This window comes from Streptomyces sp. NPDC029466, assembly GCF_055574515.1.
This window is the reverse complement of the sequence record NZ_JBVHZH010000012.1, coordinates 79,950-101,618: the sequence shown is the minus strand read 5'-3', so window position 1 is coordinate 101,618 and position 21,669 is coordinate 79,950. Positions and strand designations below refer to the sequence as shown.

The window sequence follows — 21,669 nt, the reverse complement described above, 5'->3', positions numbered from 1 at the left end:
TGAGGTGACACCTCACTCCTCCTCAGGTGGAGTGACAGCTACGTCTCGCGCTGCGTCAGGACCCTGCTCCAGCAGCACCGCGAAGCCATCATCGTCCAACACGGGGACCTTCAACTGCATGGCCTTGTCGTACTTCGAACCAGGGTTGTCGCCCACCACTACGAATCCGGTCTTCTTCGAAACGGAACCGGTCACCTTCGCTCCGAGGTTCTGGAGGGCCTCTTTCGCGCCATCTCTGGTGTGTGACTGAAGTGTGCCCGTTACCACGACGGTGACGCCTTCGAGCGGCCGCGGGCCCTCTTCACCCGTTTGCTCCTCCTCCATTCGGACGCCCGCGGCCCGCCAGCTCTCGATGATCTGCTGGTGCCAGTCCACGGCGAACCACTGCTTCAGCGAGGCGGCGATGGTGGCCCCGACACCGTCGACGGCGGCCAGCTCCGTCTCGTCCGCCTCCCGGATCCGGTCGATCGAGCGGAACTCCCGCGCCAGCGCCTCGGCCGCCACCGGGCCCACATGCCGGATCGACAGCCCGGTGATGATCCGGGCCAGCGGACGCTGCTTGGCCGCCTGGATGTTCTCCAGCATGGCCAGGGCGTTCTTCTTCGGCTCGCCCTTCTGGTTGGCGAAGAAGGTGACGACCTTCTCCTCGCCGGTCTTCGGGTCGCGCTTGGGCAGGCCGGAATCGGGGTCGAGGACATACGACTTGATGGGCAGCAGCTGCTCGATGGAAAGGCCGAAAAGATCGCCTTCGTCCTTCAGCGGCGGCTCCGCGGGCTCCAGCGGCTGGCTGAGTGCCGTCGCCGCGACATAGCCGAAGTTCTCGATGTCCAGACACTTGCGGCCGGCGAGGTAGAACAGCCGCTCACGGATCTGGGCGGGGCAGGCGCGGGCGTTGGGGCACCGCAGGTCGATATCGCCTTCCTTGGCGGGCTGGAGCGCCGTCCCGCACTCGGGGCACTCGGCCGGCATCACGAACTCCCGCTCGCTGCCGTCCCGCAGATCGACGACCGGGCCGAGGATCTCCGGGATGACGTCACCGGCCTTGCGGATGACGACGGTGTCGCCGATGAACACGCCCTTGGCCTTGACCACGTCCTGGTTGTGCAGGGTGGCGAACTCCACCTCGGAGCCGGCCACGGTCACCGGCTCGACCACGGCATACGGCGTGACCCGGCCCGTACGGCCGACGCCGACGCGGATGTCGACCAGCTTGGTATTGACCTCCTCCGGCGGGTACTTCCAGGCGATCGCCCAGCGCGGCGCCCGCGAGGTCGAGCCCAGCCGCCCCTGGAGCCGGATCTCGTCCAGCTTGACGACGACGCCGTCGATCTCGTGCTCGACGGCCGTACGGCGGGTCTCGGCGTCGCCGTAATGCCCGATGAACTCCCGCACGGCCGCAAGGGAATCGACGACCCTGTTGTGCGTGGCCGTCGGCAGGCCCCACTCCTTGAGCAGGTCGTAAGCCTCCGACAGCCGGTCGATCTCCAGGCCGTCGCGGGCACCGAGGCCATGGACGACCATGTGCAGCGGGCGGCTGGCGGTGATCTTGGGGTCCTTCTGGCGCAGCGAACCGGCCGCGGCGTTACGGGGGTTGGCGAACGGCGGCTTGCCCTCGGCCACCAGCCGCTCGTTGAGCGCGAGGAACTTCTCCATCGGGAAGAACACCTCCCCGCGCACCTCGACCAGGTCCGGGATCGTGTCGCCCTTCAGGCGGTGCGGGATCTCGGCGATCGTACGGACGTTGGGGGTGATGTCCTCGCCCGTACGGCCGTCGCCGCGGGTGGCGGCGCGGGTCAGCCGGCCCTTCTCGTAGGTGAGGTTGACGGCCAGACCGTCGACCTTCAGCTCGCACAGGAAGTGGTACTTGGCGCTCTTGGGGTCGCCGCCCAGCTCACCGGCGATCCGCTCGGCCCAGCCCGCCAACTCCTCGTCGTCGAAGGCGTTGTCGAGCGAGAGCATCCGCTGGCGGTGCTCGACCTCGGTGAACTCCGTGGCATAGGCCCCGGCGACCTTCTGGGTCGGGGAATCGGGGGTGCGCAGCTCGGGGTGCTCGTCCTCCAGGGCCTCCAGGGAGCGCAGCAGCTTGTCGAACTCCGCGTCACTGATGACCGGGGCGTCCTTCACGTAATACCGGAAGCGATGCTCCTCGATCTGCTCAGCGAGCTGCGCGTGCTTCTCCCGCGCCGCTGCGGGCACCTTGGATTCCGCTGCGTGTTCGCCAGCCACCGTCTTGTCCTCCCGTGGTCCTTGAGTGCGGTCACTCAGGGTTGTCTGCGAGTGATCTCGCCGCCCGGACGCAGTGGGCGAGAGCAGAGCGGGCATAAGCGGGCGAAGCGCCCGCCAGACCGCACGACGGAGTGATCACCACGGACTCGCTGAGAGTCCCCGGCGCCAGCCCCAGCCTGCGCCACAGCGTCCTGACACCCATGACGCTACCGGCAGGGTCTGACAATCGGCTGTCCACGCCCGGCACCACGCCTGCGAACAGCGTGGTCCCGCCCTCGACGGCCTCCCCGATCGCCTCCTCCTCACGCTCGGTGAGCAGTGAGAAATCGAACGAGACGCCGGTGACGCCGGCCCGCCGCAGCAGCCCGAAGGGCACCTCGGGCGCGCACGAATGCACGACCACGGGGCCGCCCTCCGCCGCCCCGACGAGATCACGCAGCGCGCCCTCGACGACCGCGCGGTCCACCGCCCGGTGCGTGCGGTAGCCGCTCGCCGTCTTCACCCGGCCCTGGAGCACCGCCGTCAACGAGGGCTCGTCGAGCTGGAGCACGACCCGCGCGCCCGGGACCCGCCGCCGTACGTCCGCGAGATGGCCGCGCAGCCCCTCCGCCAGGGACGCCGCGAGATCCCGGCAGGCCCCGGGGTCGCCGACGGCCGCCTCGCCGTTGCGCAGCTCCAGGGAGGCGGCCAGGGTCCACGGGCCGACCGCGGAGACCTTCAGCGGGCCCTCGTAACCCTGGGTGAACTCCTCCAGGGCGTCGAGATCCTCACCGAGCCAGGAGTGGGCCCGCCGGGTGTCCCGGCCCGGCCGGTCGCTGATCCGCCAGCCGCTGGGCTCCACATGGCCGTAGACCTCGACCAGCATCCCGAGGGTCCGGCCGATCATGTCGGCGCCGGGCCCCCGGGCCGGGAGCTCCGGCAGATACGGGAAGGTCTCCAGCGATCCGGTGACGGTCTTGGCCGCCTCCCGCGCGTCACCGCCCGGCATCGATCCGATCCCGGTCGCCGCGCCCGCGGTCCACTTCTGCGTACTGTTCTCGCTCACCCAGGAAGGGTATGCGCCGGTGTGCGGAGCCGGGTGCGCCAGGTGTGCGCGCACGGAATGGCTCCCGATGCGGCGGCCCGCCCCGTCCGGATGCGTATGACGGACACGCTCCAAGTGCGTACTCCGCGCCCCACCCGTTCGGGTACGTGCTGCAGTCCCGGCCGTGGACGCGGCTCATGTCCGGGTGCGTATGGCCGTGCGGCCGTGGACGCCGCTCACGCCCGGGTGCGTATGCCCGTCCGGCCGACCACGACCGCGAGTGCCAGCGCGACCGCCGTCAGGGCGAAGGCACAGGCCGCGCCCTGGTAGCCGCCGCCCGCCCCCGTCAGCACCGCGCCCATTCCGGCGATCCCCACCAGGGAGCCGATCTGGCGGTTGGCGTTGAGGGTCGCACTGCCGATATCGGCGTGCTCCCGGCCGGCGGCCGCCATCAGGACGCCGGTCATCGCCGAGGAGCTGACCCCGCTGCCGAGGTTGGCGACCGCGAGCACCACCGCGAGGACCCAGTACGGCAGGCCGGGCGTGAGGATCAGGAACAGCAGGACGTAACCCGCGGTGGAGAGCGCCAGAGAGGCGGTGAGCGCGGTCCGGTCGCCGGTCCGCGGCCCGAACCGGGAATAGAGCATGTTGCCGAACGGGAGGACCAGAACGGCCGGGAGCATCTGCAGCCCCGCCGTCACCGGACCCGCCCCGCGCGCGCCCTGCAGGAAGAGGCCGAGGACGAACAGCGCCCCATAGAAGGCGAAGTTGAAGAGGAAGCCCACCACATTGGCCGCGCTGAAACTGCGGTCGGCGAAGAGCGAGACCGGCAGGACCGGGGTGCGGGCGGCCCGTTCACGGACGAGGAAGCCGGCCAGCGCGACCGCCGCGACCGCGAACGCCCCCAGGACGTACGGCGCGGACCAACCCCTGCCGGGCCCCTCGATGAGTGCGTAACTCAACGCCCCGAGGGCCAGCAGCCCCAGGACGTGGCCACTACCGCCGAGCGCCGAACGGCGGGCCGGGACCGCCGCGATCACCCGCCGGGTCAGCAGCAGGCCGGCCAGACCGACGGGCAGGTTGACGAGGAAGATGCTGCGCCAGCCGAGCGTGCCGACCAGTACGCCGCCGAGGGTCGGCGCCAGCCCCACGGAGGTGGAGACGACCGCCGACCAGATGCCGAGGATCTTCGCCCGGCGCGCCGGTTCGGGGAACGCGTGCATCAGCAGCGACAGCGAGCTGGGCATGAAGAGCGCCGCGCCCGCCCCCTGGATGAAGCGTGCCGCCACCAGGACGGCACCGTTCGGGGCGACGGCGCCCAGGGACGCGGCGGTGAACACGGCGAGCCCGATGAGATAGATCCGTCGGGCACCGAACCGCTTCGCCAGCGAGCCGGCGAGCAGCAGCAGCGCGGCGAAGGCGAGGACATAGCCGTCGACGACCCAGGTGAGGCCGGACATGGTCAGTCCGAGCCGGGCCCGCAGATCGTTCGCGGCGACGTTCATGATGCCGGTGTCCAGGCTCGCCATCACGAACCCGAGGGCCAGGACGAGGAGTTGGACACCGTCGCGGGACCGGTGGGGTGGTGGGGTCCGGTGCCGGGCTTGGTTTTGTGGCCGGGCTTGGACTCGTGGCCGGGCTTGACCTTGTGGCCGGGCCGGGGTGGCCGTCCCGGCCTCGCCTGCCGGGGCCTGCGGCGCGTGCGGCGCGATCTTCTCTCTGATCATGGATTTAGTTAAAGCTGTAGCTATCCCTGCCGACAATAGTTACAGCTATAACTTTGCTGAACGCATACGAAAACGCCGGGGCCCGGGATGTGTCGGTGTCGGTGCACATCCCGGGCCCCGGCGGCAGCGCCATAAGTCCCCGCGAGCGGTCAGTCGCCCCGCCCCAGCGCCCTCAGCAGCTCCTCGCGCAACGCGGCCCGCTCCTCGTGCGAAAGATGATCGAGCGGCGAGGCGGTCCCCATCCGCCGCAGCAGATCGAGCCGCAACTCCCGTCCCGCCTCGGTGAGTACGAGCTGCTTGGCGCGCCCGTCCAGAGGATGCGGCCGGCGCACGACCATGCCCTGCTTCTCCAGCTTGGAGATGACGTAGGTGACATTCGGCGGCTCACAGCACAGCACCGCGGCCAGCTCCCGCGCCGTCTTCGGCTCGCCGAGCTCCTCCAGCGCCTTGGCCTGCGTCGGCGTCAGATCGAGCTCGGCGACCCGGCTGCGCTGATGGGCGTCGAGCCGGCGGCTCAGCTCCGTCACCAGCCCCCGGATCTCCCGGAACCCGCACCCCGCCGCCGCGGTCGCCTTCGCTTCAATGGTCACTCATGCAGCGTACGTCGCCGTGGCGGAAAGCAGCGGTGCGCGGACCAAAGCTGTGGACAACCGCCGGCGGGGCGGCCCCGGACCTCAGCGGCCGGGCCGCACCGACACATCGTTGATCTCCGCGTCGCGCGGCAGATCGATGGCCGTGAGGATGGCCGTCGCGACCGACTCCGGGTCGATCCAGCGGGCCGGGTCGTACTCCTTGCCCTCCTGCCGGTGGGTGCTCTCCTGCATCGGCGTGGCCGTGCGCCCCGGATAGACCGACGTGACCCGGACGCCGTTGTCGTGCTCCTCCGCCCGCAGCGAGTCGGCCAGCGCCTTCAGACCGTGCTTGGTCGCCGCGTACGCACCCCACTCGGCACGCGCGCTCAGCCCGGCCCCGGAGTTCACGAAGACGACATGCCCCTGGGCGGCACGTACCAGCGGCAGCAGCAGCCGGGTGAGCTCGGCGGGCGCGACCAGGTTGGCGGCCAGCTGCCGCTGCCAGGACTTGGCCGGCAGATCGGCGACCGCGCCCAGCTCGATCACGCCCGCGCTGTGCACCAGGGAGTCGATCCGGTCCGGCAGCGGCTGCTGCCCGAAGGCCCAGGACAGCTTCTCGGGGTTGGCGAGATCACCGACGAGCGTACGGGCGCCGGGGAACTGCGCGGCCAGCTCCTTCGCCCGGACCGCGTTGCGCGCCAGCAGCCACAGGTCCTCCCCGCGGTCCGCGAGCCGCCGTGCGACCGCCGCTCCGATGCCCGACCCTGCGCCCGTGATCAAGTGCGTACCCATGGGCCCGATCCTAACGAGCGGGTGGTCGGACGCGGGGGCCCGGCGGCTCAGCCCTGGATACCCGCCTTCTCCTCCAGGTAGGCCAGCGTGCCGACGCCGTCCTCCGCGAAGAAGACCAGGTCGGTGAGCGGAAGTGGCAGAAAGCCCTCCGCCTCCATCCGCTGGAACTGCTGCTTCAACCCGTCGTAGAAACCAGCGGTGTTGAGCAGCACCACCGGCTTGGTGTGCATCCCGTGCTTGCGCAGCTCCAGGATCTCGGTGGCCTCGTCCAGGGTGCCGGTACCGCCGACCATGATGACGACGGCGTCGGCGCGCACCAGCATCTGCGCCTTCCGCTCGGCGAGATCCTTCGTGACGACCATCTCATCGGCGTCTTCGCGCGCCTTGTGCGCCAGGAACTCCACGGAAACGCCGATCAGCTTGCCGCCGGCCTCCTGCACCCCGTCGGCCATGACCTTCATCAGGCCGGTGTCCGAACCGCCCCAGACCAACGCATGCCCACCCCGGCCGATCAGCTCGGCGAACTCACGGGCAGCGGTGACATAGCGGCCGTCGAGATCGGCGGCGGAACAGAAAACGCAGATATTCATGCGGTCACTTTACGAGCGGGTGGGGTGGGGGCTGGGGCGGAAGGGCGGGGCGGAAGCTCTGGGCAAAGGCCCCGGAGGGCTCTCCCCCGCCCCCTCCCCCTCCTCCCCCTTCGGGGGGAGGGGGCGGGGGTGGGTTCGGGGGTGGGGGGGAGCCGCACCGCGAACGCAGCAGGCGCGACGCCGGGCCGTCACCCGGCCGAACCCAGCAGCCGGCCGAACCGAGCAGGCCGGAGACTGCTCCCGTCACCGCCGCCCGACCCCGACCCGGGCTCGCCCCGGCACGGACCCCGACCCCGGCCCCAGCACGCACCCCTTCCCGTACTCCACCCCGGACCAGCTCGACCCCGCCCCAGTTCACCCCCGGCTCAGATCAACCCGGCTCAGATCAACCCCTGATCCAGCATCGCCTCCGCGACCCGTTCGAAGCCGGCGATGTTGGCGCCCGCGACATAGTCGCCCGGCTGTCCGAAGCGCTCCGCGGTCTCGTAACAGCGGTGGTGGATCCCGCGCATGATGGCCGCGAGCTCGCCCTCCGTGCGTTCGAAGGCCCAGGCCTCCCGCGAGGAGTTCTGCCGCATCTCCAGCGCGCTGGTCGCCACCCCGCCCGCGTTGGCGGCCTTGCCGGGACCGAAGGCCACACCGGCCGACTTGAGGAGCGTCACCGCCTCCGGCGTGGTCGGCATGTTGGCGCCCTCGGAGACCGCCTTGACGCCGTTGCGGATCAGGATCCGGGCGGCGTCCGCGTCCAGCTCGTTCTGGGTCGCCGACGGCAGCGCCACATCGCACGCGACATCCCACACCCGCCCACCGGGCACGTATGTGGCGGACACCCCGCGCCGCTCGGCGTACGCACTGATCCGGCCGCGCTCGACCTCCTTGATCTGCCGCAGCAGGGGCAGGTCGATGCCCTTCTCGTCGACGACATAGCCGCCGGAGTCCGAGCAGGTCAGCACGTTGGCACCGAGCGCCTGAGCCTTCTCGATGGTGTAGATCGCGACGTTTCCGGACCCGGAGACCACCACCTGCTGCCCGTCCAGCTCCTCGCCGCGCTGCTTGAGCATCTGCTCGGTGAAGAGCACATTGCCGTAACCGGTGGCCTCCGTACGGGCCTTGGAGCCGCCCCAGGACAGGCCCTTTCCGGTGAGCACACCGGCCTCCCAGCGGTTGGTGATCCGCCGGTACTGGCCGAAGAGAAAGCCGATTTCGCGGCCGCCGACGCCGATATCGCCGGCCGGTACGTCCGTGTGCTCGCCGAGATGACGGTGCAGCTCCGTCATGAACGACTGGCAGAATCGCATGACTTCGGCGTCCGACTTGCCGTGCGGATCGAAATCGCTGCCGCCCTTACCGCCACCGATGCTGAGCCCGGTAAGGGAATTCTTGAAGATTTGTTCGAAGCCGAGGAACTTGACGATCCCCAGATTCACGGACGAGTGGAAACGCAGACCGCCCTTGTACGGGCCGAGCGCACTGTTGAATTCCACCCGGAAACCGCGGTTGACATGAATCGCCCCGGAATCGTCCTGCCAGGGGACCCGGAACATGATCTGCCGCTCCGGCTCGCAGATCCGCTCCAGGATCTTCGCCTCGGCGAACTCCGGGCGGGCCGCCAGCACCGGGGCCAGCGTCTCCAGCACCTCAAGTGCCGCCTGATGGAACTCGGGCTCCCCGGGATTTCGCCGGACCAGCTCGGCGTACAGGGATGCCGGCCCGGCGGAATGAACGCCGGGCTTGACCTGAGATTGAACAGTCGACATGACTTCCGTTCCCTTTCGTGGCCGCGGAAAGGCCGCCTGCGGTCCGGACCCTGACGAGTCCTCACAAGGTCTACAACTCCTTGTCAGTCCTTATCGTCACCATTTCTTGCCCCGACAGCGCTGACGTCCCGTCGCTTTCCCGACCCTATTTGGCGGCACCCCGCCGATCGACTGTGGGATATACGACACGTCGTTCACGTACGCAATCGCCCGAGTCCCCCGGCCCGCCCTCCCCCGCCGCATGCCCGCAGGTCAGCGCACCGGTGACGGCTTCCGCGCACCGGCCGCCCGCACCGCCCGCTGTGCGGGAGCTCACAGTTGACCAGCGGTCTTGGCCCGCCCCACGCGCCCCACCAGCGGGTCCGCGCCGCGCGCCCCACCCGCCCGGCTCCCCTCACCGCCGGCCATGGCGCGCCCCGCCGCCCGCTCCTCAGCCCGCGACCCCGGCCGCTGCCCCGGCCGCCGCGACGGACGCGCCCCTCCCCGCGTCCGCCCCGCCCAGGTCAGCCGTGCCCAGATCAGCGGCGCGCTCGGCCTCGGCCGCGACCTCGGCGCCGACCATCTTCTCCATCGGCTCGGCGCAGCCGCCCCCGGCGATGACCATGGCCGCCAGGATGGCCACGACCGTCAGCACCGTGCCCAGCCAGACCATGGTGTCCACCGGCACGGTGTAGGCGCCGATGACCTTGAGCACGCACTCGGTCAGCAGGGCCGTCCCCCATATCGCCGAGAACCGCCGCTCGGCCCGCCGGAACCGCTCCGAGCCGGCCGTCAGCCGGTCCCAGGCGGCGTTGCCGGCCGCGCTCCCCTTGGTGACCCACGGCTTGAGCCCCGCCGTCATCAGCGGCCGCTTGCTCCGCACGGAAAGCAGGATCACGATCCCGACCACGCTGCTCACCCCGCTGTCCTTGGCCATCATCAGCCGTGGATCACCGGCCACCGCGCTCAGCGCCAGACCCACCACATTGACGATCAGCATCAGCAGCGCCAGGCCGTTCACCCTGCGGCTCCTGACCAGCCCCCACACCGTCCGCAGCGCCGGCACCACACTGCTCCAGCCCAGTGCGGCCACCGTGCTGAAGCCGAAGCCCTCGCTGAGGAGGTAGTACGAGGCCATCGGGATCCCCGCGTCCACGATCAGCGGCACGAAGCTCGCCAGCGGATTGCCGCGCTCCCCCTCGGCTGCGGACTCGGCCACGGACTGCTTCCTGCGCACGGCGTACTCCCCCATGGTGCGGTGAACTGCTGCTTTCCTGCGGTGCCTTCAGCTTCGGGCACAGCCGTGGCCGGCAACAGTTGCAGCTGTCCTGGGATCGCCATGACATTTGTCAGATCGGTCAGATCGGCGCGACGCACCGTGGTGCGCCGCGCCTCCCCGGAGCACCTCCGGGAGGGCGGCTACGCCTCCGCGCGCGCCGCCCGCTCCGTGGTGGCGATGGTGGCCGAGCCGACCACACGGGTGCCGTCGTAGAGCACGATCGCCTGGCCGGGGGCCACTCCGCGGACGGGCTCGGTGAAGGACACCTGGAGCTCGGCATCGCCGATCAGCTCGGCGGTCACCTCGGTCTCGCCGCCGTGGGCGCGGAGCTGGGCCGTGTACGTCGCGGGGCCGGACGTCGGGGGGCGGCCGCACCAGCGGGGGCGGATCGCGGTCAGCGCCATGACGTCGAGCGAGGCGGCGGGGCCGACGGTGACGGTGTTGTCGACCGGGGAGATGTCGAGGACATAGCGCGGCTTGCCGTCGGGGGCCGGGTGGCCGATGCGCAGGCCCTTGCGCTGGCCGATGGTGAAGCCGTACGCGCCCTCGTGCGTACCGAGGCGGTTGCCGGACTCGTCGACGATGTCGCCGGGGGCCGTGCCGAGCCGCTTGGCCAGGAAGCCCTGGGTGTCGCCGTCGGCGATGAAGCAGATGTCGTGACTGTCCGGCTTCTTGGCGACGAACAGACCGCGGCGGGCGGCCTCTTCGCGGATCTCCGCCTTGGTGGTGAGGGTGTCGCCGAGCGGGAACATGGCGTGCGCGAGCTGGCGGTCGTCGAGGACACCGAGGACGTACGACTGGTCCTTGGCCATGTCGGAGGCGCGGTGCAGCTCGCGGGTGCCGTCCTCGCGCAGCACGACCGTGGCGTAGTGGCCGGTGCAGACGGCGTCGAAGCCCAGGGCCAGCGCCTTGTCCAGGAGCGCGGCGAACTTGATCTTCTCGTTGCAGCGCAGGCAGGGGTTCGGGGTGCGCCCGGCCTCGTACTCCGCGATGAAGTCGTCGACGACGTCCTCGCGGAAGCGTTCGGCGAGGTCCCAGACGTAGAAGGGGATACCGATGACGTCGGCGGCCCGGCGGGCGTCGTGGGAATCCTCGATCGTGCAGCAGCCGCGGGCGCCGGTGCGGAACGACTTGGGGTTCTCGGAGAGCGCGAGATGCACGCCGGTCACGTCATGGCCGGCCTCGGCGGCGCGGGCGGCGGCAACGGCGGAGTCGACGCCGCCGGACATGGCGGCGAGGACACGGAGGCGGCGGGGGGCGTCATCAGTCATAGCCAGTCCAGAGTAGACGGAACCGCCGACAGGGCCGAAAGCGTTATGCAGCGCATGGGGAAGAGGGACGGGGAGGAGGCCGGCGGCCAGGCGGCGCCGGCCGGGATCACGCGGCGACGGGCCTTGTGGATCGGGGGCGGCGGGGCGGTGGCCGCCGGTGCCGCGGCGATCGCCGGGCGCGAGGGGCTGGCCCACTTGTGGTGGCGGCTGCCGGGGAACGAGAAGCCGCGCACGCCCGGCGCGGTCGACCACCGGGGCGCGCAGTGGGTCGCGGCGTCCCCGGCGAACTACCGGCGGGCCGACCGGCCGGCGGATTACGGGATCGACCGGGTGGTCATCCATGTCGTCCAGGGCAGCTACGCGACCGCCCTGGACGTCTTCCGGGACCCGGAACACGAGGCCGGCGCGCACTACGTCGTCCGCAAGGACGGGCACATCGCGCAGATGATCCGCGAGCTGGATGTGGCCTTCCACGCGGGCAACCGCGGCTACAACGAGCGGAGCATCGGGATCGAGCACGAGGGGTTCGTGGACCGGCCGGAGTCGTTCACGGCTGCCATGTACGCGTCGTCGGCGCGGCTGACGGCCGGGATATGCCGGCGGTACGGCTTCCCCGCCGACCGGGAGCACCTCGTCGGGCATGTGGAGGTACCGGGAACCGATCACACCGACCCGGGGCCGCACTGGGACTGGGACCGCTATCTGCGGCTCGTACGGGCCGAGCTGCGCAAGCCCGTACGTGCGCGGGAAAGCCCGCCCGTACGGAAGACCTGAGCCGCGCGCCGGGCAACGGGCGCGGGGGCCCGCCGACGTACCGCACGAGCCTCAGCTCAGCCCCGCGCTCCGCGCCCGCTCCACGACCGGGCCGATGGCCTCGGCCAGTGCCGCCACGTCCTCCGCGGTGGAGGTGTGCCCCAGGGAGAACCGCAGGGTGCCGCGGGCGAGGTCCGGGGACATGCCGGTGGCCAGCAGGACATGGCTGGGCTGGGCGACGCCGGCGGTGCAGGCGGAGCCCGTGGAGCAGGCGATGCCCTGGGCGTCCAGGAGGAGCAGGAGGGAATCGCCCTCGCAGCCGGGGAAGGAGAAGTGCGCGTTGGCGGGGAGCCGTCCGGCGGGGTCCGGGTCGCCGCCGAGGACGGCGTCCGGCGCGGCGGCCCGCACGGCCTTGACCAGGTCGTCGCGGAGTGCGCCGATGTCGCGGGCGAAGTCCTCGCGGTGCGCGACGGCGTACCGGCCGGCGGCGGCGAAGGCGGCGATGGCCGGGGTGTCGAGGGTGCCGGAGCGGACGTGCCGTTCCTGGCCGCCGCCGTGCAGCACGGGCACCGGGGCGTACTCACGGCCCAGCAGCAGCGCGCCGATGCCGTACGGTCCGCCGATCTTGTGGCTGGAGACCGTCATCGCGGCGAGCCCGGAGGCGGCGAAGTCGACCTCCAGCTGGCCGACGGCCTGCACCGCGTCGGCATGCAGCGGAATGTCGAACTCCGCGGCGACCTCGGCCAGTTCGCGCACCGGCTGGACGGTGCCGATCTCGTTGTTGGCCCACATGACGGTGGCGAGCGCGACATCGGCGGGGTTGCGGGCGATGGCCGTACGCAGCGCCTCGGCGTGCACCCGCCCGTAGCTGTCGACCGGCAGCCACTCGACGCGGGCGCCTTCCTGCTCGGCGAGCCACTCCACGGCGTCGAGCACCGCATGGTGCTCCACGGGACTGGCGAGCAGGCGGGTACGGGCCGGGTCGGCGGCCCGGCGGGCCCAGTACAGGCCCTTGACCGCGAGGTTGTCGGCCTCGGTGCCGCCCGCGGTGAAGACGATCTCGCTCGGGCGGGCGCCGAGGGAGACGGCGAGGGATTCGCGCGCCTCCTCGACGGTACGCCGGGCCCGCCGGCCGGCGGCGTGCAGCGAGGACGCATTGCCGGTGACGGTCAGCTGGGCGGTCATCGCCTGCACCGCCTCCGGGAGCATCGGGGTGGTGGCGGCGTGGTCGAGGTAAACCATGGTGCGCACGATTCTACGAGCCGCCGCGGCGGGCTCGGGGGCGCATGCGCAGCGCGCGGGTGCGCTGTACGCCGGAATGCCGGGGCGGCCCACCGTCCGCCCCCCCGAGCGGCCCGCGGGACGGCCGGTCCGCACCCTCGACACCCCGGTAAGGAGTCACTAGCCTGACGGTCATGACACCGTGGCTTCTGGACAGGACGTTCCGCACTGCGTCAGGCGCCGAGGTCCGCTGGGCCGCCCTCGGCGAAGGGCAGCCGGACGCCCCGGCGGTGGTCCTGCTGCACGGGACGCCCTTCTCCTCGTACGTCTGGCGGGGTGTGGCACGGGCCCTGGCCGCACGGCACCGGGTGTTCGTCTGGGACATGCCGGGCTACGGCGTCTCCGAGCAGCGGGCCGGCCAGGATGTCTCGCTCGCCGCCCAGGCCCGGGTCTTCGCCGAGCTGCTCGCCCACTGGGACCTGGCCACGGAGGCAGCCCGTCCGGCCGTGGTGGCACACGACTTCGGCGGCTGCGTAGCACTGCGGGCGCATCTGCTGCACGGTGCGCGCTACGCACGGCTGGCACTCGTCGACCCGGTGGCGCTGGCCCCCTGGGGCTCGCCCACCTACCGGCTGCTGGCCGCACACCCCGGCGTGTTCGGACAGCTGCCACCGGACCTCCACCGCGCCCTGGTGCGCGAGTACGTCTCCTCCGCGAGCCACCCCGGCCTGCACCCGGCCGTCCTCGACCGGCTGGTCGAGCCCTGGTGCACGGACGAGGGGCGGCCGGCGTTCTACCGGCAGATCGCGCAGAACGACCAGCGCTTCACGGACGAGATCCAGGACCGCTACGGCGAACTCGCCCTCCCGACGCTGATCTGCTGGGGCACCGAGGACACCTGGATCCCGCCCACGAAGGGACACGACCTGGCCGCCCGCATCCCCGGCGCCCGCCTCCACCTCATCGAAGGCGCGGGCCATCTGGTCCAGGAGGACGCACCGGCCGAACTCACGGCAGTACTGGGGGAGTTCCTGACGGTCGGTGGGTGAGGCCGGGGCTTTGCCCCTTGGGTGTGACGCCTCAGGACGTCCGTGCCCCGAACTTCTCGATGGCCGCCGCGGTGACAGGGGTGAAGAAGTTGACGAGGTTGCCGTCGGGGTCTCGGAACAGCAGTGACCGGTTGCCCCAGGGCATCGTGGTGGGCTCGGTGACGACGTCGGTGACGAAGCCGGACAGGTTCTGGTACAGGCGGTCCACGTCGTCGACGAGGAACTCGGTGATCACGCTGCGGTTCTCCGCCGGGCGGGCGGAGCCCGGAGCGAACAGCGGGACGGTACGGGTGCCGGCGATCGCGAGGGTGGCGTGCGGGGTCCTGAGTTCGGCGAAGTCCTCGGTGGCCCACCTCGCCTGCAGTCCGGTGGCGCGCTCGTAGAACGCGACGAGGCGGGCGACATCGCCGGTGATGATGCGGATCGAGACGAAGTCCATGGTGATCTCCTTGGCTGCCGGAGTGACGGGGCTTCGCAGGTTAGGAGGAATAGGGGACAGAATCGGTCCGGTATGCGCCGTAACCTGTGGCCATGCCTCGACCCACCGGCCGCGTGCTGACACTCCTGGAACTGCTTCAGTCGGGCGGCACCCGGACGGTGGCCGAACTCGCCGACCGGCTCGGCGTCGAGGGACGCACCGTGCGGCGGTACGTGAACCAACTGATCGACCTGGACATACCCGTGGAGTCGGTGCGCGGCCGGTACGGCGGGTATCGACTGGCCCCCGGTTACCGCTTGCCTCCCCTGATGCTCAGCGACGACGAGGCGCTGGCCGTATTGCTCGGCCTGATCGCCGGCCGCCGAACAGGGCTGCGCACGACGGAGCACACAGCGAGCGAGACGGCGACGGCCAAGATCCGGCGGGTGTTGCCCAAGCACCTCGCCCGCCGGCTCGACACGCTCCTGGAGTCCCTCGCCTTCACCGACCAGCCCGGCGAGTTCGCCACCCCGGACGCGGGGATCCTGCTCACCCTCGCCGATGCGGTACGCCACCGCCGACCGGTCTCCCTCAGATACACCGATGGCCACGGCCGGCGCAGCGAACGCACCCTGCACGCGTACGGGATCGTCGCGCATGCGGGCCGGTGGTACGTCACGGGCACGGACGCCGGCATCGACGAGGACCGCACCTTCCGGCTCGATCGCCTCACGGACGCGCGGACCCTGCCCGGCTCGTTCGAGGTGCCCGACGGTCCCGGCCCGGCCCAGCGCGTGCTGTCAGGGTTCGCCACGGCGGAGTACCGGCACGAGGTGACCTTGCGGATCCACGGGACGGCGGAGCAGATCCGCGCCCACCTTCCCGCCACCGTCGCGCGCCTGGAGGAGTACGAGCCGACGGCAGACATGGCCCCGCCCCCCGAGCGCTGGCTACGCGTCGAACTACGGGCGGAGCGACTCGATTGGCTGCCTCCGGCCCTCGCCTCGATCGACCGGCCATTCGTCATCGAACGCCCCGCTGAACTGCGCGACCTCGTCGTCGCCCTCGCCGGTCGTCTTACGTCTTGCGCTCTTCGAGGGTGATGACTTCCTGCGCTCTTCGAGGGTGACGGGGCGGGGGCAAGGCGAGCAGAGGGCACACCAGCGGTCAGATTTCCGCCGGCCCCTCCTGCCTACGGAGCCATCCGCCTCCCCAGCTCCCGAACCACCTCCGCCGCCTCAACTACGGCAGCCGACGGCGTCGGCAGGGCCTCCGGGGCGGTCAGGGATTCCAGGGTGGTGCGGAGGCGGCGGAGGTCGGTGCGCGGGGGGCGGGGGGTGTGGGTGAAGTCGGTGAGGGTGGTGGTGAGTTCGGTGTCGAGGGCGTCGAGGGATTCGAGCAATTCGAGGGTGTGGAGGGGGGTGGGCGGGGTGGAGGGGTGGTTGTCCGGATTGTCGGCCGGGGGCTGGAGGTGTAGGTGGTCGGTCAGGGTGCGGAGGGCCGCGGTCAGGTCGCGGAGGGTGGTGCCGGTGCGCGCGAGGGCGGCGGTGCGGGAGGGGGCGGGGCGGCGGGCTGCGGCCGGCGGGGCTTCCTCCTTGTCGCGTAGCAGCGTGCGGAGGGTGTCGGCACCTGGGGCGCGGAACTCCTCGTGGATGGCGAGGGCTTCGCGCCAGTGGGCCTGGGCGCTGTGTTTGCGGCCCAGGGCGGTCTCGGCGTGGCCCAGTGTGGTCAGGGCGTCGGCGCGCCAGCGCTCGCCGCCCGGCACCAGCAGCCGTTTTGCCGCGTCCTCGGCGGCGGTCACCGCTTCGCCGGGGCGGATCAGGGCGACCATCGCCTCGGCCGTCCGGCAGCGGGTGCGCCCCGCCCACAGACGCTGGTGGTCCTGCTCGAAGAGGGGCAGTGCCTGGAAGAGTTCGCGGAGCGCCTCGGCGTGCCGGCCGGCCGCCGACAGTGCTTCGGAGAGTGCGTAGCGGCCGTGGGCGAGGCGGGCGGAGCCGTCGGCGCGCCGGCGGTGGACGCCCACGCTCCGTTCGGCGAACAGCACGGCTTCGTCACTGTTGCCGGTCGCCGCCCACAGCCGGGCCAGCGCGGCGAGCGTATCGGCCTCGGCCAGCTGGTCGTTGCGGTGGCGGCACCGTTCCCAGGCCGCGGTGAGCTGCCGTTCCGCGAGGCCGTGCCGGCCTTGGTGGAGGGCGATGAGGCCGCGCGCATACGGGGCGCGGAACCGCGTGAGGGGATCGCCGGAGCGGTCGGCCAGTTGCTCCGCGCGCCGTGCCTCGGGCTCGGCCTCGGCGCACTTGCCCAGCGTGAGGTATGCCTCGGCCAGCGCGACCCGGGCCCGGCCTTCCGCCCGTGCGTCACCGTCCCGGGCCGCCCGCGCCGCCACCGTATGGGCGGCCGGCTCGTACGCGGCGGAGAGCACGCCGGAGTCCGCCGTCACCTGGGCGAGCAGCAGGAGATCGGCGGCCTGACGGACGATCCCCGGGGTGCGGAGCGCGGCGCGGCGGAGGAGGGCGAGCAGCCCGGGGGTCTCCTCGGCCCAGAGGGTCAGGGCGTGGTCCCGGTCCTTCGTGGCGGGCCGGGGGCCGTCGGAGGGGACGCGGGCGAGGTCGTGGAGCATCCGGTCGCCCGGGCAGCGGAGGGCGTGCACCTGCCGGCCCATGGCCAGATACCAGGTCAGCAGCCGGACCAGGGCCTCGTCGCGGGCCGCCTCCGTCAGCTCCTGATCGGCGGACCGGGAGGCGAGGCGCCGCAGTTGGCCCGTATAGCGATAGCGGCCGGTGCCCGTCCTGTGGAGCGCGCCGGCCGAACGCAGCTCCTCCAGGAGGGAGTTGCTCCGCTCTGCCGTGAGATCGAGCAGGGCGGCCGCGGCGCCGGACGAGAGGCCGGCGGACGAGGCCCCGGCGGTGTCCGCCACGGCGAGGAGGCGGAAGGCCCGCCGCGCCGCCGGGGAGAGCTGCGCGTCGAGCCACCGGAGGGCCGCGGGGCCGGGGTCGGTGAACAGCTCCCGCGCCTCGGCGGGGGTCAGCGCGGCCAGTTCGAGGGCCTCGGCGGGCGGGAGCAGCGAGGGGCGCCCGCGGCCGGTGACCAGGACGGCGCCACCCCGGCCTCCGGGCTCGCCGGTGCGGCCGGGGAGCAGGGGCGCCAGGAAGGCCGCCGCGTCGGCCCCCGCCGTCCCGTCGGCATCAGGGGCATCGTCCAGCACGAGGAGAACGCGGCGTTCGGCCAGCAGCGAGCGGTAGAGGGCCGCCCGCCCGTCGCGCCACGGGGGGATGCGGTCGTCCGGCACGCCCAGGGCGCGCAGCAGCGCTTCGAGGGCGCCGGTCGGTGTGACCCGCTCCTCTGCCGCCGCGGCGCTGCCGCGCAGATCCAGGAACAGCTGTCCGTCCGGGAAGTGGTCCGCCACCTCGTGGGCGACGCGCAGCGCGAGCGCCGTCTTGCCCGCCCCTGCCGGCCCGTGGAGGAAGCGGCAGGGCGGGGCGTCGCTCGTGCCCCGCGTCAGTCCGGCGGCCAGCCGGGAGAGCTGCTCGGTGCGCCCGGCGAACGGCTCCGGTGCGGGCGGCAGGGCCACCGCGTCGGCCCGTGGGCCGGCCGGATCGGGTGCGGGCTCCTCGGCGAGGGGGCGGAGGTGCCCGTTCGCGAGGTCGCTGCGCCAGCGCTCCAGCCGGGCCCGCTGGGCCGCGGCGAACGGCCCCGGCAGCCCGGCGAGTGAGGCACCGTCCCACAACGCCAGTGCCTCATCGCACAGTTGACGGGCCGCGGCCGGGTCCTCGGCGCGGCGGGCCCGGTCGATCAGCTGCTCGGCCCGGTCGAGATCGAGGTCGAGGACGGCTGCGCTGCCGTCGGGGCGGCGCAGGGCATAGCCCCCGTCCTGCTCCCTGACCAGGAGGTCCGCAGCAGGATCCAGGCCGGGATCCACGCCGGTACCCGCCCCGCCGTCGGCGCCGAGCGCCGCGTTCAGCCGGCTGGCGCGGGCGTACAGCGACGAGAGGGCGTTACGGGGCGGCCGGGCGCCCCAGAGGCCGGGGATCAGCTCGGTCGCGGTGGCGGAGTGCCCCGGGCGCAGCAACAGGGCGGCCAGCAGCGCCCGCTCCTCCGGACCGCCCAGTGCGAGCGGCGTCGCCCCGCGCCAGGCGCGGACGGGGCCGAGGACGCCGAAGCGCGGCGGCGGTGGAGGCGGGGGCGCGGCGCGGCGCTGGGCGGGCACCGGGTGGTCGGTCAGCTCGGGCACCACACCCCCCATCCGCTCCAGCACCGGACTGGCCAGCACCGCGAAGGCCCGCGCCGACGCCTGTAGCCGCAACTCCCCCTCCTCGTCCCCCATCAGGACCGGGAAGTCCGGCAGCCGCCCCATGTACGGCTCCAGCGACCGGCCTACCGCCTCGACGACCTCCACGGCCTGTTCGGCGCCGAGCCCGCTGAACAGCAGCTCCCGTACGCCGGGGCGGAAGTCGTAGACGGGCTGGACGAGTTGGCCCGGCGGCGGCGCGCCCAGGGCACGGTCCAGGGTGTGGGCGGCGGCCGCGTCCCGTGCCTGGTCGGTGCGCTCCAGGAGGCCGCCGAGCAGGATCTCCGCGACATGGGTGGGCCCGGCGTCCCGCATCGTGGCGGCGCGCACCAGCTGCATCAGCGGTGTGGTCAGCGGACGGATGGCCGAGAGGCGGACGGCGAGACGGTACGCCTCGGGCGAGAACGCCCCCCGGAAATGGGACAGCAACTCCTCGGCCGTGCCCTGGGGTTCGGCGGGCCGGGCGGACGCCGGGGGCGCCTCGTCCAGCAGCACCGTTTCGATCAGATGGGGCACTCCGGGGCGGGTGAGCAGCCCGGCCCACTGCTCCAGCGCGGAGGCGGTCGGGTGCAATACGGGCAGCGCGAGGAGGCCGTCCGCCTCCGGATCGCGCTCGCCGCTCAGCGCATCGCAGACGAGGAGCCGGCCGAGGGGGTCGAACTCGCCCGGTGCGGCCAGGAGCCGGGGGCGGGCGTCCAGGGCGGTGCCCCGCCACAGCCGCCGGGGCAGCGGGTTCAGTACGGCCAGCGGGCCGCGGCGGCCCCATGCGGCGAGGGCGCGTACAGCCTGCGGGCTGCGCCACCCCGGGCTCGTCCCGTCGGTCAGCAGGAAGGTCACCGCCGCGCCCGCGGACCGCCGGCGACCCGCCGGGCCGCTCGGATTCCGCGGATCGACGGGCAGGACATGGACGGAACGGAAGACCGTGCTCCGGGCGAGGAGCGCGCGCAGCTCGGACGCGAGCGGGCCCCACACCTGCATGGAGGGCGAGCAGTCCACCAGCAGCACGGCCGACCAGCACCGCTCCTGGTCCGGGCGGGAGATGACATCGAGGAAACCGGTCTCGGCGGCGAGCCGGACGGTGGCCTCGATATCGGTGACGGTGCGGTGCGGGTGGTCCCGGGACCTGCGCAACGGCCGCAGCGCCCGGCCCAGTTGCTGGGCGTCGGGCAGCGCCCGCCCGCCGGGGACCCGCGCGGTACGGGCCCGGTCCGCGCCCGGCTCCCCGCCCTGGCTCCCCATGGCATACAGCGCGCGCCGTGGCGGGAGGGCCCGGGTCGGGGGGTCGGTGGGGTCGGTGAGGTCGGTGGGGTCGGCATGATCTGCGTGATCTGCATGATCTGCGTGATCTGCGTGATCTACGTGATCTGCGTGATCGGTGCGGGCGGTGCCGTCGGTGGGCTCGGCCGCATCGGACGCGCCCCCCACCTCTTCCCCATGCGGCCCGTCGTTCGGCCGACCGTCCGTCTCGTCGGCCTCACCGATCCCGTCAGCCCCCTCGACCCCGCCCCCGCTCGCGCCCCCGCTGCCCGTCCCGCCCACACGCTCCACCGAGTCCCCCGACTCCTCCGTGTCCCCCGTATCCCCCGGCGTTCCGGCCGCCGTACGCCCCTCCATCGCCTGTGACAGCCACAGCACATCGAGGAGTTCGGTGGCCCCGAGGTCGTAGCCGGCCGCCGACATCGCCTGTCGCAGTCGGTCGATCATGGCGACATGGACTCGTCGAGGCGGTGCAGCACGGCGGCGAGGAGCTCTTCCTTGGTGAGGTCGGCGCCGCTGATGCGCAGATGGACGGCGGCCAGCAGCTGATCGGTGGCCAGGGTCTGGGTCTTCGCGCGCTGGTGGAAGACCTCGATGAGGTCCTCAGCGGCGGCGACCGCCCGCTCCCCCAGGTTGTGTTCGATGATCTTCCGCAGCCGGTCGCCGGTCGGCTCCGGCAGATCCAGCCGTACGCAGCGGCGCAGGAAGGCGGGCGGGAAGTCCCGTTCGCCGTTGCTGGTCATGACGACGATCGGGAAGTGGGTGCAGCGGACCACGCCGCGGTGGACCGCGACTCGCTCCCGGCTTCCGCTCAGCAGGACCTGGACCTCCTGTTGGTGCTCGGGCAGCCGGGCCAGCTCCGGGATCTCGAACTCGCCCTCCTCCAGTACGACCAGCAGGTCGTTGGGCAGGTCGATATCGGCCTTGTCGAGTTCGTCGACGAGCAGGACCCGGGGGCGGCCGGCCGCCAGGGCGCTGCCGAGCGGGCCGAGGCGCAGATACTGGCCGATGTCGCCGGCCCCGGTGGCGCGCCGGACCCGGGGGCGGCGCGCGGAGCCGCGCGGGGCCTCGCGCTCGCGGCGCAGCGAGGCCTCCCGGAGGCGGCCCACCGCGTCGTAGCGGTAGAGGGCGTCCTGGAGCGTGGAGCGGCTGTTGACCGACCAGCGCAGGACGTCACCGAGCCCGAGTTCCTCGGCGACCGCGCGGGCCAGCGAGCTCTTGCCGGCGCCGGGACGGCCGGTGACCAGCAGCGGACGGTGCAGATGCAGGGCGGCGTTGATGACGGAGATCTCGTTGCGCTCCAGGAGATACGGCGCCCGGGGCGCCTCCCCGCGGCCGGCGGGCAGGTGGCGCCAGGGCGGCGGGGCCGGCAGCTCGGCGGGGCCGCGGAACACCCACCAGTCCTCCGGCGCCGCCCCCGGGTCGTCGTGTGGGCCTGCTGCGCTCTGTCCGGTCACCGCACCTTC

General features: G+C 72.6%; 16 protein-coding genes. 3 read left to right on the top strand and 13 right to left on the bottom strand.

Translation table 11 applies throughout. The features are described from left to right. Positions 1-12 precede the first annotated feature (12 nt). From ligA to mnmA, 9 genes are all read right to left on the bottom strand, one after another. A complete protein-coding gene (gene ligA / locus ACZ4XD_RS12630; RefSeq protein ID WP_468041253.1) occupies positions 13-2,226 on the bottom strand; it encodes an NAD-dependent DNA ligase LigA in 2,214 nt (737 codons plus the stop codon). Positions 2,227-2,257: 31 nt separating this feature from the next. Next, positions 2,258-3,271: a methionine synthase gene (locus tag ACZ4XD_RS12625; protein ID WP_078885566.1), complete on the bottom strand. Its 1,014-nt coding sequence runs from the start codon at positions 3,269-3,271 to the stop codon at positions 2,258-2,260. 215 nt (positions 3,272-3,486) lie between these two features. Next, a complete protein-coding gene (locus tag ACZ4XD_RS12620) occupies positions 3,487-4,977 on the bottom strand; it encodes an MFS transporter (protein ID WP_468041250.1) in 1,491 nt (496 codons plus the stop codon). 149 nt (positions 4,978-5,126) lie between these two features. Continuing rightward, positions 5,127-5,504, bottom strand: a complete 378-nt coding sequence (locus tag ACZ4XD_RS12615; RefSeq protein ID WP_468041375.1) for a MarR family winged helix-turn-helix transcriptional regulator — start codon at positions 5,502-5,504, stop codon at positions 5,127-5,129. Positions 5,505-5,651: 147 nt separating this feature from the next. Further along, positions 5,652-6,341 carry an SDR family oxidoreductase gene (locus ACZ4XD_RS12610; protein WP_468041248.1) on the bottom strand — a complete coding sequence of 230 codons (690 nt, stop codon included), beginning with the start codon at positions 6,339-6,341 and terminating at the stop codon, positions 5,652-5,654. 47 nt (positions 6,342-6,388) lie between these two features. After that, positions 6,389-6,931 carry an LOG family protein gene (locus ACZ4XD_RS12605; RefSeq protein ID WP_468041246.1) on the bottom strand — a complete coding sequence of 181 codons (543 nt, stop codon included), beginning with the start codon at positions 6,929-6,931 and terminating at the stop codon, positions 6,389-6,391. 380 nt (positions 6,932-7,311) lie between these two features. Further along, positions 7,312-8,688: an NADP-specific glutamate dehydrogenase gene (gene gdhA, locus ACZ4XD_RS12600; RefSeq protein ID WP_468041244.1), complete on the bottom strand. Its 1,377-nt coding sequence runs from the start codon at positions 8,686-8,688 to the stop codon at positions 7,312-7,314. A gap of 430 nt (positions 8,689-9,118) precedes the next feature. After that, on the bottom strand, positions 9,119-9,805 hold the full coding sequence (locus ACZ4XD_RS12595) for a VC0807 family protein (RefSeq protein ID WP_468041374.1): 687 nt from the start codon (positions 9,803-9,805) through the stop codon (positions 9,119-9,121). Between the two features lie 281 nt (positions 9,806-10,086). Beyond that, on the bottom strand, positions 10,087-11,217 hold the full coding sequence (mnmA, locus tag ACZ4XD_RS12590; protein ID WP_468041242.1) for a tRNA 2-thiouridine(34) synthase MnmA: 1,131 nt from the start codon (positions 11,215-11,217) through the stop codon (positions 10,087-10,089). 45 nt (positions 11,218-11,262) lie between these two features. Here mnmA and ACZ4XD_RS12585 point away from each other — a divergent pair, with 45 nt between their 5' ends. Beyond that, the gene (locus ACZ4XD_RS12585) at positions 11,263-11,991 is read left to right on the top strand and encodes an N-acetylmuramoyl-L-alanine amidase (RefSeq protein ID WP_468041240.1); all 729 of its coding nucleotides are present in this window, start codon (positions 11,263-11,265) and stop codon (positions 11,989-11,991) included. 51 nt (positions 11,992-12,042) lie between these two features. On the opposite strand, the gene ACZ4XD_RS12580 is transcribed toward ACZ4XD_RS12585, so the two are convergent. Then, positions 12,043-13,212, bottom strand: coding sequence for a cysteine desulfurase family protein (locus tag ACZ4XD_RS12580; RefSeq protein ID WP_386684330.1), 1,170 nt, complete (start codon positions 13,210-13,212; stop codon positions 12,043-12,045). Between the two features lie 173 nt (positions 13,213-13,385). On the opposite strand from ACZ4XD_RS12580, the gene ACZ4XD_RS12575 reads away from it, so the two are divergent. Further along, a complete protein-coding gene (locus tag ACZ4XD_RS12575) occupies positions 13,386-14,240 on the top strand; it encodes an alpha/beta fold hydrolase (RefSeq protein ID WP_468041237.1) in 855 nt (284 codons plus the stop codon). A gap of 31 nt (positions 14,241-14,271) precedes the next feature. Here the strand turns inward: ACZ4XD_RS12575 and ACZ4XD_RS12570 are convergent, their stop codons facing one another. Continuing rightward, positions 14,272-14,679, bottom strand: a complete 408-nt coding sequence (locus tag ACZ4XD_RS12570) for a VOC family protein (RefSeq protein ID WP_468041235.1) — start codon at positions 14,677-14,679, stop codon at positions 14,272-14,274. 92 nt (positions 14,680-14,771) lie between these two features. On the opposite strand from ACZ4XD_RS12570, the gene ACZ4XD_RS12565 reads away from it, so the two are divergent. After that, positions 14,772-15,761: a helix-turn-helix transcriptional regulator gene (locus tag ACZ4XD_RS12565; RefSeq protein ID WP_468041232.1), complete on the top strand. Its 990-nt coding sequence runs from the start codon at positions 14,772-14,774 to the stop codon at positions 15,759-15,761. 89 nt (positions 15,762-15,850) lie between these two features. On the opposite strand, the gene ACZ4XD_RS12560 is transcribed toward ACZ4XD_RS12565, so the two are convergent. Continuing rightward, positions 15,851-20,650 (bottom strand): SAV_2336 N-terminal domain-related protein, encoded by a 4,800-nt coding sequence (locus ACZ4XD_RS12560; protein ID WP_468041230.1) that lies wholly within the window; start codon positions 20,648-20,650, stop codon positions 15,851-15,853. Further along, on the bottom strand, positions 20,647-21,660 hold the full coding sequence (locus ACZ4XD_RS12555; RefSeq protein ID WP_468041226.1) for an AAA family ATPase: 1,014 nt from the start codon (positions 21,658-21,660) through the stop codon (positions 20,647-20,649). Before ACZ4XD_RS12555 ends, ACZ4XD_RS12560 begins: the two co-directional genes overlap by 4 nt. Between the last annotated feature and the right edge of the window lie 9 nt (positions 21,661-21,669).